This is a genomic window from Nonomuraea sp. NPDC001684 (genome assembly GCF_053596515.1).
Map to the genome: position 1 here is coordinate 21964 of NZ_JBSFGJ010000060.1, position 10155 is coordinate 32118.

At 71.7% G+C, this 10155-nt stretch carries 14 protein-coding genes; 12 read left to right on the forward strand and 2 right to left on the reverse strand.

From position 1 onward, the window contains the following. Positions 1-5 precede the first annotated feature (5 nt). Positions 6-677, forward strand: coding sequence for an HNH endonuclease family protein (locus ACWCSD_RS14610; RefSeq protein WP_358291066.1), 672 nt, complete (start codon positions 6-8; stop codon positions 675-677). A gap of 24 nt (positions 678-701) precedes the next feature. On the opposite strand, the gene ACWCSD_RS14615 is transcribed toward ACWCSD_RS14610, so the two are convergent. Further along, positions 702-1523, reverse strand: coding sequence for an alpha/beta fold hydrolase (locus ACWCSD_RS14615; RefSeq protein ID WP_449915225.1), 822 nt, complete (start codon positions 1521-1523; stop codon positions 702-704). A 67-nt stretch (positions 1524-1590) separates the two neighbouring features. Here ACWCSD_RS14615 and ACWCSD_RS14620 point away from each other — a divergent pair, with 67 nt between their 5' ends. Continuing rightward, positions 1591-2079, forward strand: coding sequence for a MarR family transcriptional regulator (locus ACWCSD_RS14620; protein WP_397155024.1), 489 nt, complete (start codon positions 1591-1593; stop codon positions 2077-2079). Further along, on the forward strand, positions 2076-2606 hold the full coding sequence (locus ACWCSD_RS14625; RefSeq protein WP_364333404.1) for a flavoprotein: 531 nt from the start codon (positions 2076-2078) through the stop codon (positions 2604-2606). The genes ACWCSD_RS14620 and ACWCSD_RS14625 overlap by 4 nt, the downstream gene beginning before the upstream one ends. Here the strand turns inward: ACWCSD_RS14625 and ACWCSD_RS14630 are convergent. After that, entirely contained in the window at positions 2587-3567 is a 981-nt protein-coding gene (locus ACWCSD_RS14630; RefSeq protein ID WP_449915230.1) for a GlxA family transcriptional regulator, read from the reverse strand. The genes ACWCSD_RS14625 and ACWCSD_RS14630 overlap by 20 nt on opposite strands. A gap of 131 nt (positions 3568-3698) precedes the next feature. Between ACWCSD_RS14630 and ACWCSD_RS14635 the strand changes: the two genes are divergently transcribed. From ACWCSD_RS14635 to ACWCSD_RS14675, 9 genes are all read left to right on the forward strand, one after another. Then, positions 3699-4124: a DUF6010 family protein gene (locus tag ACWCSD_RS14635; protein ID WP_352363358.1), complete on the forward strand. Its 426-nt coding sequence runs from the start codon at positions 3699-3701 to the stop codon at positions 4122-4124. Positions 4125-4161: 37 nt separating this feature from the next. Further along, positions 4162-5961 carry a flavin-containing monooxygenase gene (locus tag ACWCSD_RS14640; protein ID WP_449915234.1) on the forward strand — a complete coding sequence of 600 codons (1800 nt, stop codon included), beginning with the start codon at positions 4162-4164 and terminating at the stop codon, positions 5959-5961. A gap of 128 nt (positions 5962-6089) precedes the next feature. Further along, positions 6090-6359 (forward strand): hypothetical protein, encoded by a 270-nt coding sequence (locus tag ACWCSD_RS14645; protein ID WP_358291054.1) that lies wholly within the window; start codon positions 6090-6092, stop codon positions 6357-6359. Beyond that, positions 6352-6966: a DUF6879 family protein gene (locus ACWCSD_RS14650; protein WP_397155017.1), complete on the forward strand. Its 615-nt coding sequence runs from the start codon at positions 6352-6354 to the stop codon at positions 6964-6966. Before ACWCSD_RS14645 ends, ACWCSD_RS14650 begins: the two co-directional genes overlap by 8 nt. A 4-nt stretch (positions 6967-6970) precedes the next feature. Beyond that, positions 6971-7690, forward strand: a complete 720-nt coding sequence (locus ACWCSD_RS14655; protein ID WP_449915237.1) for a DUF6082 family protein — start codon at positions 6971-6973, stop codon at positions 7688-7690. Positions 7691-7701: 11 nt separating this feature from the next. Further along, positions 7702-8088, forward strand: coding sequence for a hypothetical protein (locus ACWCSD_RS14660; protein ID WP_449915239.1), 387 nt, complete (start codon positions 7702-7704; stop codon positions 8086-8088). Between the two features lie 42 nt (positions 8089-8130). Beyond that, entirely contained in the window at positions 8131-8748 is a 618-nt protein-coding gene (locus ACWCSD_RS14665; protein ID WP_387671965.1) for a TetR/AcrR family transcriptional regulator, read from the forward strand. Beyond that, positions 8745-9161 (forward strand): acyl-CoA thioesterase, encoded by a 417-nt coding sequence (locus ACWCSD_RS14670; RefSeq protein ID WP_352363345.1) that lies wholly within the window; start codon positions 8745-8747, stop codon positions 9159-9161. Before ACWCSD_RS14665 ends, ACWCSD_RS14670 begins: the two co-directional genes overlap by 4 nt. 61 nt (positions 9162-9222) lie before the next feature. Next, on the forward strand, positions 9223-10155 hold a 933-nt coding region (locus tag ACWCSD_RS14675), incomplete at its 3' end, for a sensor histidine kinase (RefSeq protein ID WP_449915244.1).

Consider the following 10155-nt stretch of genomic DNA (forward strand, 5'->3'; position numbering starts at 1 on the left):
AAAGCATGATCTTCCTGAGACGGGCCGTCCTGATGGCCGTCCTCGCCTTTCTGGTCATCCCGATCACCGAGGTCGTCGCCGCGCCGCAGCCGGCCGCGGCGCAGTCCGGCGCGCGCGCCCACGCGGGCGCGCAGGCCGGTGCGGCGCGGGCCCGCCGCATGCTGGCTCAGCTACGGGTCGCCAGGCCCTTATCGCTGCGCGGCTACACCCATCGCCGGTTCCAGCCCAGGTGGGGACGTCACAAGGGAAGGTGTGACGTACGCGAGACCGTCCTGGCCCGGGACGGGCGGCGGGTGCGCAGGAACGCGGCCTGCCATCCGGTGAAGGGCGTCTGGTACAGCCCGTACGACGGCAGGCGGTTGAAGAGCGAGCGCATGGTGGACGTCGACCACGTCGTCCCGCTGGCCTACGCCTGGCGCTCGGGCGCCAAGAGGTGGAGCCAGGCGCGGCGGCGGGCCTTCGCCAACGATCTCACCCGTCCTGAGCTGGTCACCGTCAGCCATTCCGCCAACATCGCCAAGGGCGGGCAGGGGCCGCAGAGCTGGCGGCCGCGCCGCCGCGCCTACTGGTGCCGCTACGCGACCTCGTGGATCACCGTGAAACACCACTACCGCCTGTTCGTGACGCGCAGCGAGCGCGTGGCGCTGTCCAACATGCTCCGCACCTGCGGCCGCTGACCGCGTGTCCAGCCGGCCGTATGTTCACTGGCCGGGAGCGAGCAGTTCCTTGAGCGCCCGAGCCGTCGCGCGCGGGAAGGCCGTGTTGCCGTTGTGGCCGCCCGGCAGCGTGACCGGCTCGACGCCGAGCAGCTCGGCCAGCGCGAGCGCGCAGCGGTAGGTGTGCACCGACGGCCGGGTGGCGAGGCCGATCGCCGGGATCACCCGGGTCCCGGTGCCCACCGTCTCCGCCGGGGCGAGGTCGTCCTCCATGACGGCCGTGAACTCCGTCCCGATGAAGAACCCGAAGTTGGCCTGCCGCCGGGCCGTGAGCGGCTGCGGGGTGAGGCCGTCCTCGGTCTCGTCGTGGGCCGGGTCGATGCCGAGGTGCCGGGTGATCGCGGGGAAGGCCGCGGCCAGCCCCCCGTCCGCGTACGCCCGCTGGATGGCCGCCAGCTCGGCCACGTGCTCGGCGCGCCCGGCGGCGGGCAGCAGGTTCGGCAGCACGGGCTCGTGCGCGACCAGCGTGCCGAGCACGCCGGGGTGGCGGGCCGCGACCCGCAGGCCGATCGCGCCTCCCATGCTGAACCCGGCCATCAGGGCGGGCCCGTCGGCGACCTCGGCGAGCAGCCGCGCGACGTCGTCGGCGTGGTCGGCCATGGTGACGGGCGGCGCGGCGGGGTCGAGGGTGCTGCGCGACAGGCCGCGCCGGTCGTAGGTGACGACGGTGAAGGCGTCGGCCAGGAGCGGCACGAGGTCGGTGGTGCGATCGGCGTCGCCCTCGCCGCTCTGCGACAACAACAGGACCGGGCCGCTGCCCTCGACCTGGAAGTGGAGGGTGGCGCCTGGGACGGGAAGGGCGTTCATGGGGGTCTCCTCCGTTAGGAAAAAAAGCATCTAAATCGATGCATCGATATAGATGTATCATGACTTCATGAACGGAGTCGAACTGTTCCTGCTCGGCCGCACCCTCATGAAGATCGGCGAGCAGGCGATGCCCCAGCCGAAGGGCGACGGCCCCCGGGGCTCGGTCCGTACGGTGCTCGTCGTCCTCGGCGACGTGGTCGCCCACCCCGGCACGACGGTCAGCGAGATCGCGGCGCGGACCGGCCTGCCGCAGAGCCAGGTGTCCACGGCCGTCGCCCGGCTGGAGTCCACGGGGTCGATCGAGGGCGTGCCCGATCCGGCCGACCGGCGTCGTCGGCTCATCCGTCCCGCTGCGACGCCCTCCGCCCGGGTCGCCGAGGTCAGGGCCGCCACGATCGACGACGCCCTCGCCGCAGCCCTGCCCGATCCGGCCCCCGAGGCGGTCCGCGAGGTCACCGCCGCCCTGGAGGTGCTGGCCCGCCACCTCACGCCGGAGGTCGCCGTCCGCGTACGCGAGGTCGAGGGGGCGGCGGGCGTCCTACGATCTCAATCGTGAAGACACCGGCACGCAGTCTCTATGTCATCGTGTGCGCGGCCGGCCCGGCCGGCGACGTGGCCAGGCTGGTCGTCCCGGCCCAGGAGGAGGGCTGGGACGTCCAGGTCGTCGCCACGCCGTCGGCGCTCGGCTTCGTCGACGTGCCGGAGCTGGAGCGCCTGACCGGGCGCCCGGTCCGCAGCCGTTACCGCAAGCCGCACGAGCCCAGGCCGCCGAGGGCCGACGCGATCATCGTCGCCCCGGCCACGTACAACACGATCAACAAGTTCGCCATGGGCGTCGCCGACACCTACGCGCTCGGGCTGCTGGCCGAGGCTCCGGGGCTCGGCATCCCCGTGGTCGTGCTGCCGTTCGTCAACAGCGCGCTCGCCGCCCGCGCGCCCTTCCGGCGCAGCGTCGAGGAGCTGCGGTCGGAGGGGGTGCGCGTCCTGATCGGACCGGGGCAGTTCGAGCCGCACACGCCGAGCGCGGGCGACGGCAACGACACCTACGTCTGGGAGAGCGCGCTCACGGCGCTGCGTCCGTGACGAGAGGCTCGTCCGTGACGAGAGGCCGGAAAGAGGCGCGGTAGGACTGCGGCGGCACGCCGACCACCCGCTTGAACCGCTCGCGGAGGGCGACCGCCGAGCCGAACCCGGACTGCGCGGCGATCCGCTCCACGCCGTGGTCGGTGGTCTCCAGGAGGAGCTGCGCCCGCCGCACCCGGGCGCGCAGCAGCCACTGCAGCGGCGTGGTGCCGGTCTGCTCGCGGAACCGGCGGCCGAACGTGCGCTCGCTCATCCCGCAGTGCGCGGCCATCGCGGCCAGGGTCACCCTGCCGTCGAGGTTGTCCTCGATCCACGCCAGCACCGGCTCCAGCAGCGAGCCCTGGGGCACGGGCGGCCGGGTGTGCGCCATGAACTGGGCCTGGCCGCCCTCCCGCTCCAGGGGCGTCACCGACAGGCGGGCCGAGTCGGCGGCGACCGCCGAGCCGAAGTCGCGCCGGACGAGGTGCAGGCACAGGTCGAGCCCGGCGGCGGCGCCGGCCGAGGTCAGGATCTGGCCGTTGTCGACGTAGAGCACGTCGGGCCGCACGTCGACGTCGGGGAACAGCTCGGCCAGCCGGTCGGCGGCCATCCAGTGGGTGGTCGCGCCCAGCCCGTCGAGCAGCCCGGCGGCGGCCAGGGTGAAGGCCCCCACGCAGATGGAGGCGACGCGGGTGCCGGCGGCGGCCGCGTCGCGCAGCGCCGCGAGCACCTCGGGGCCCGGCGGGACGGCCTGCTCCGAGCAGCCGGGCACGATGATCGTGTCGGCGGTGCGCAGCGCCTCCAGGCCGTGGGGCGCGACGATCGTGAAGGCGTCGGCGGGCACCTGCGGCGTCGCCGCGCACACCTGGACCCGGTACGGGCGGCTCCCGTCGGCCAGCCGGGCACGGCCGAACACCTCGACCGGGATCGCCAGGTCGGCCGCCACCACGTGATCGAGGGCCAGGACCGCCACAGTGTGCATGCGGCCACGCTAGGCCAGGCGGCGGGCGGTTGGCGGGAACTCGTCGGTGTTTGTCGAACCAGCCACTGTGACGGTCCGGACGGCCCGCCTAGCCTGGCTGCGTTCCCCTCGAAACCGGCAGGAAGTGCCCCATGTCCATCCTCATGCCGATCCTGATCGGCCTGGTCGCCGTCTCCCTCGTCTCCCTGATCCCCGAGCCGCACGGCCGCCGCGCCAACGCCGTGCTGGTGGCCGGCGCGGGCGCCGCCTACCTCAGCGGCGGCGGGCTCGGCTACTGGGAGTTCCTGCTGCCGGTCGTGATGACCTACGTCGCCTACCGCGGGCTGGAGAGCTGGACGTTCATCGGCATCGGCTGGCTGCTGCACACCGCCTGGGACGTGCTGCACCACCTCCAGGGCAGCCCGCTGCTGCCCTTCGCCGCGGACTCCTCCTTCGGCTGCGCCATCTGCGATCCGGTGATCGCGTTGTGGTGCTTCGCGGGCGGCCCGCCGGTCCTCGGCCGGCTGCGGGCCCGCTTCGCCCGTCCGCGGGCCTTGTCGAACGAGATTCGCGAATGACATTCTGGAATTCGGAAACCTCGTCCCCGGAGGACGTATGGACAAAGAAGCCCTCCGCCGCAAATACCTCGAAGAGCGCGACAAGCGGCTCCGCCCGGACGGCGACGACCAGTACGTCCGCCTCACCGGCCGCTTCGCCCACTACCTCGACGACCCGTACACGCCGAGGACCGAGCGCGAACCGAAGACCGACCACGTGACGGTGGCCGTCGTCGGCGGCGGGTTCGCCGGGCTCGTCACCGGCGCCCGGCTCAGGGAGGCGGGGGTCGGCGACGTGCGGATCGTCGAGAAGGGCGGCGACTTCGGCGGCACCTGGTACTGGAACCGCTACCCGGGAGCCCAGTGCGACACCGCGTCGTTCGTGTACATGCCGCTCCTGGAGGAGACCGGCCACATGCCGACGGAGAAGTACGCGCACGCGCCCGAGATCCTGGAACACTGCCGCCGCATCGGCAAGCACTACGGCCTGTACGACGACGCGCTCTTCCACACCGAGGTCCAGGACCTGGAGTGGGACGCGTCCCGGTCGCGCTGGACCGTGCGGACGAACCGCGGCGACGCCTTCACCGCCCGGTTCGTGGTCATGGGCATCGGCCCGCTGCACGTGCCCAAACTCCCCGGCATCCCGGGCATCGACGAGTTCCGCGGGCATTCGTTCCACACCAGCCGCTGGGACTACGACTACACCGGCGGCGACCCCACGGGCGCGCCCATGGACCGGCTGGCGGACAAGCGCGTCGCCGTCATCGGCACGGGCGCGACAGCCGTCCAGTGCGTGCCGCACCTGGCCCGCGCCTGCGCCGAGCTGTACGTGTTCCAGCGCACCCCCTCCTCGGTGGACGTACGCGACAACCGGCCCACCGACCCCGCCTGGTTCGCCGGGATCGCCATACCGGGCTGGCAGCAGCGCTGGCTGGAGAACTTCACCGGCAACCAGACCGGCGGCCTGGTCGACGAGGACCTGGTGATGGACGGCTGGACCGACATCGCCCGCCGCGTCCGCGCCCGCATCGCGGCCCTGCCGCCCGAGGACCTGACCCCGGAGAAGATGGCGCAGGCGTACGAGGACTCCGACTTCGAGAAGATGGAGGAGATCCGGGCCCGCGTCGACGCGATCGTCGCCGACCCGCAGACCGCGGCGAAGCTCAAGGCCTGGTACCGCCAGCTCTGCAAGCGTCCCTGCTTCCACGACGAGTACCTGCAGGCCTTCAACGTGCCGGGCACCCGCCTGGTGGACACCGACGGCAAGGGCGTCGAGCGCGTCACCGGGCGCGGGGTGGTGGCCGCGGGCGTCGAGTACGAGGTCGACTGCGTCATCTACGCCTCGGGCTTCGAGGTGACCACCGACTACACCCGGCGCGCCGGCTACGAGCTGACCGGCCGCGACGGCCTCCGGCTCACCGACCGCTGGGCGGACGGCATGCGCACTTTGCACGGCATCCACGTGCACGGCTTCCCGAACGTCTTCGTCGTCCAGCCCACGCAGGGCGCGAACCTCATCTCCAACATCCCGCACAACCTCACCGAGGCCGGCCGGACCATCGCCACGATCGTCAGCCACGCGCTCGACCAGGGCTTCGACGAGGTCGAGGCGACCCGGGAGGCCGAGGACGCCTGGATCGAGCTGCTGCTGTCGGGCCCCGGAAGCATCCTGGGCGCCTCCGCCGACTGCACCCCCGGCTACTACAACAACGAGGGCCGCGACGCCGGCATGAAAGGCCGGCTGAACATCGGCCATCCACAGGGGGCGACGGCGTACTTCGCCTACATCGACGGCTGGCGCACGTCGGGGGCGTTCGAGGGGCTGGAGTTCCGCAAGCGCGCAGAGGGAGAATGATCCGGCGCGCACCGCGAAAACATTACTGCCGCCGCAGTGAATTCACTCTTCCGTGACAGGGACATTGTTCGTCATGGCATTCGATGTCACACTCATGCGTAACGCCACCAGGGAAAAGAGGTTTTGCCGTGGCGCGTCCATGGGAAGCTGACGCATCGGCCGAACTGCGACGACGCCTGGGGAGGTCGGCCCTTGAGCTCGGCGATACCACGGCAAGTCCCTCATGTCCTGACATCTGGGAGCTTTCCAATGGCGATATCGCGGTGATCGGACGCGACCTCACGGAGAGTTATCGTGGCCGCCTGCCCGCGGGGGTTAGTATTGCCCGAGACGAACGCCTGGTCGTCATTCCTCGCAAGATGCTCGTAGCCGCCAAGCCGGATATCCCTGATGCTTAGAAACGTCGCTGCGGCGCAGTCCCAGCTGCTCACTCCAGATGAGTATTTCTCCGATTTCTGGCCGTACTTCCAAGGGCTCGAACGGGTCTTCTGGAAACTGGAGACCCGCCAGAGCTACCGCGAGCCGGACGAGCCGAGCTGGCTGGCCCTCGACGCCGGCGACTGGGGCGAGGCGATCCGGCTCATCGACGAGCGCCGCCACGAGATCCAGCGGCCGCTGCGCGAGGCGGGGGAGTTCGCGATGCGGCGCGTCCGGCTCGTCGAGCGGCCCTTCAGCCGCTACCTGCAGTGGGAGCTCTACTACATCCGCCTGCGGGCGCTGGCGGGTGAGCACATCCGCGTGCTCGAAGCCGACCGCCTGCCCGCGCTCGGTTTCCCCGGGCCGCTGCCCGAGCTGGTCGTCCTCGACTCGACGGTCATGTACGAGGTGCTCTACAGCGAGGACGGCACACTGACCGGAGCGCGCAAGATCCTCGACCGGTCGTTGATCGAGAGCTGCGGAGACGACATGGACAAGCTCTTCGGCCAGGGGGTGGAGCTCATTCCGTACATGGCCGCCGAACGCGACGTCCTCCCCCCGCCCCTGCGCCACTCCGCCACGTTGTAGCCCGGTGAACAGGCGGTCGTTCGGGCGCTACTGGGTGACCATCCTGCTCCTGCTGTCGGTGGTCGCCGCCGCCGGGCTGGTCGTCGCCTCGCCGTTCTTCCTGGCCGCCCTGGGGCGCAGCCGCGGCGACTGGTCGGTGCTCGGCGACATCGGCCAGACGTACGGCGCGGCCTCGGCCATCCTGGCCGTCCTCGCGCTCATCGGCGTGGCGTTCTCGCTCGTGCTCCAGGCCAGGGAGGCAAAGTCCGCCAGGGAGCAGGCGCTGCGCACGCTGCACGGCGACCTGATGAAGATGGCGATGGACGACCCGCTCTACCGGGCCTGCTGGGGAGCGTTCTTCGCCTCCGGCGACGAGGAGGGCCAGCGGGCCCACCTGTACGTGAACATGATCCTCAACCACTGGCTGCTGATGTGGGAGCTGCGCTCGATCACCGAGGCGCACCTGCGGGAGATCGCCGCCACCGTGCTCGCCGGGCCGATCGGGCGCGACTTCTGGCGGCAGGCCCGGACGCTGCGGACGACGAGCGCCGGGTCGCGCAGGGAACGCCGGTTCAACCTGATCATCGACGACGTCTACTCGGAGGTCACCGCCGGCGGGGCGGCGCCCGTGGCCGCGCGGACGGCCCGCGGGGGGAGTTCTGTGGTGATGGGGGTCGGGGTGGCGCTCGCGCTGGTTGTTGTCGTTCAGCGTATTTTGCGGGGATTCGTCAGGGGTGGGCGCTAGTTTCGTCCACCATGAGCTACGACCTGTACTTCGGCTCGGCGGACGACGAGCCGCGCCCGCCGGACCTGGTGGCCTGGAACAACGTCGTCACCCAGGCCCGCGCGCTCCTCGGCGACGTGACGGTCTTCGAGGACCCGCCCAACTGGGAGCTCGAACACGAGGGCACCGGCATCTCCGTGGACCACTGGGCGGGCGGCTGGGGGATCAGCGTGCCGTACTGGTGGCACGGTGAGGCCGCGGGCCGGGTCGTGGACCTGATGTACCAGGTGGCGCGGATCGTCGAGCGCGAGTCGGGGCTCGACGGCAACGATCCCCAGCTCGACTGCCCGCTCGCGGACGCGGACGCGGCGGCGGTCCGGATCTTCGACGCGGTCGCGGTGCGCTCCGGAAGGATCTGACCCAGCAATCTGAACGATCGGTCGTTAATGTATGCTGGCAGCATGGCCGACGTGAAGGAAGACGGTCGCCGGGCGCGCGGGCAGCGCAGCCGTGAGGCGATCCTCGGGCAGGCCGTGTCACTGGCCTCGGTGCACGGTCTGGACGGGCTGACCCTGGGCCGGCTGGCCGAAGCCGCCGGAGTCAGCAAATCCGGATTTTTCGCCCACTGGAGAGATAAAGAGCAACTTCAGCTCGACACCATCGAGTGGGCCGTCCGCCAATGGACCGACGAGATCGTCAAGCCCGCGCTCAAGGCCCCTCCCGGCGTGGCCCGCGTCCTGGCCCTGCACGAGGCCCGCCTGCGGTTCTACGAGAGAGGCGTCCTGCCCGGCGGGTGCTTCTTCTACACGGCGCGGGTGGAGTTCGACGACCGTCCCGGCCCGGTCAGGGACCGGGTGGCCGAGTCGATGGCCGACTGGCTGAGGTTCATCGAGCGGCTGGTCCGGGAGGCGGTCGAGCTGGGGGAGCTGCCCCCGGAGACCGACCCGGCGCAGCTCGCGTACGAGATCGACGCCCTCGGCGAGGCCGCGGTCACCCACACCCGCCTGCTCGGCAGGGGCGAGGCCGCCTACGAGCGGGCCCGCCGAGCCGTCCACGACCGACTGAAGGAGTTCGCGTGACCCAGACCCGCCCCGCCCAGGTGCACTTCGACGACCTCGACGCGATGGGCCTGCTGCACAACTCGCGTTACGCCCTGCTGGTCGAGCGCGCGATCTCCGCCTACTGGGCCGAGCAGGGCTGGAGCTTCGACCCGGCGATCTCCAAGTTCAAGGACCTCTACCTGGCCGTACGCGAGTTCAAGATCACCTACAACGCGCCGGTCATGGGCGCGGGCGAGGTCCAGGTCGACTTCTGGATCGACCGCATGGGCCGCACCAGCGGCGTGTACGGCTTCCGCGTCCTGTCGCAGGACCGCTCGGTCGTGCACGCCGAGGGCTACCGCGTCAACGTCAACCTCGATCCGCAGACCTTCCGGCCCACGCCGTTCAGCGCCGAGCTGCGTACCGCCGCCGAGCCGCTGATGGCGGGCTGAGCCGCCGACGGTAGACCCTGCACTACTGCGGGCCGTTCCGGGCCCCGGATACGGTCACCGGGTGGGAGACAGGACCGCGCTCGAAGCGCTCACGCAGCGGCCGCCCGCCTTCCTTCGGTCGGCGTGGCCGTGGCGGTGCGTGGCGTACCTGGTGGGCAGCGTGGTCCCGGGGGCGGCCGTCGTCCTCGGGGTCATCGCGGTCGGGCTCGCCGGGCCGCCGGCCGGCCTGCTGCTCGTGCCGGTGCTCTTGGCGCTGGTCGTGCCGCTGGTCGCCCGGTTCGAACGGGTGCGGCTGCGCCTGGTGGACACCGTGCCGCTGCCGCCGGTGCCCGACCGGCGCCGGCGGGAGATCGGGGTCGCGGTCATGACGGTGTTCGCGATGTGGTGGATCGACCTGGTCATGCTGGGGTTCACCGTCGGGGGGCCGGTGCTGCTGATCCTGTCGCCCGCGGTCCAGCCGGAGGCCGGGCCGGCCCTGGGCGCCGTGGCCGGCGTGGCGGGGGTGCTGCTGCTGCCGGTGGCGGCGTACACGATCACGGCCTGGGGCGGGGCGCGCGGCGCGATGGTCAGGGCGGTGCTCGCGCCGGCCGCGTCGGAGCTGGGCGAGGTCGTGCGGTCGCGGGCGCGCCTGGTGGACGCGTTCGAGACCGAACGCCGCAGGATCGAGCGCGACCTGCACGACGGCGCGCAGCAGCGGCTGGTCGCGCTGTCGATGACGCTCGGCCTCGCCCGGCTGGACGTGCCCGACGACTCGCCGACGGCCCGGCTGCTCGACGTGGCGCACGACGAGGCCAGGCAGGCGCTGGCCGAGCTGCGCGAGCTGATCCGGGGCGTGCACTCGCAGGTGCTCACCGACCGCGGGCTGGGCGCGGCGATCCGCGACGTGGCCGGACGCTCGCCCGTCCCCGTGGACGTGGACGCCGACGAGCTGGGACGGCTGCCCGCGCCCGTCGAGGTCACCGCGTACTACGTGGTCAGCGAGGCCCTGGCGAAC

Excerpts from the sequence above, each read along its gene's own strand:
- ACWCSD_RS14615 (WP_449915225.1), bottom strand. The coding sequence starts at position 1,523 with ATGAACGCCCTTCCCGTCCCAGGCGCCACCCTCCACTTCCAGGTCGAG.
- ACWCSD_RS14610 (WP_358291066.1), top strand. The coding sequence starts at position 6 with ATGATCTTCCTGAGACGGGCCGTCCTGATGGCCGTCCTCGCCTTTCTG.
- ACWCSD_RS14640 (WP_449915234.1), top strand. The coding sequence starts at position 4,162 with ATGGACAAAGAAGCCCTCCGCCGCAAATACCTCGAAGAGCGCGACAAG.
- ACWCSD_RS14665 (WP_387671965.1), top strand. The coding sequence starts at position 8,131 with ATGGCCGACGTGAAGGAAGACGGTCGCCGGGCGCGCGGGCAGCGCAGC.
- ACWCSD_RS14660 (WP_449915239.1), top strand. The coding sequence starts at position 7,702 with ATGAGCTACGACCTGTACTTCGGCTCGGCGGACGACGAGCCGCGCCCG.
- ACWCSD_RS14620 (WP_397155024.1), top strand. The coding sequence starts at position 1,591 with ATGAACGGAGTCGAACTGTTCCTGCTCGGCCGCACCCTCATGAAGATC.
- ACWCSD_RS14630 (WP_449915230.1), bottom strand. The coding sequence starts at position 3,567 with ATGCACACTGTGGCGGTCCTGGCCCTCGATCACGTGGTGGCGGCCGAC.
- ACWCSD_RS14650 (WP_397155017.1), top strand. The coding sequence starts at position 6,352 with ATGCTTAGAAACGTCGCTGCGGCGCAGTCCCAGCTGCTCACTCCAGAT.
- ACWCSD_RS14635 (WP_352363358.1), top strand. The coding sequence starts at position 3,699 with ATGTCCATCCTCATGCCGATCCTGATCGGCCTGGTCGCCGTCTCCCTC.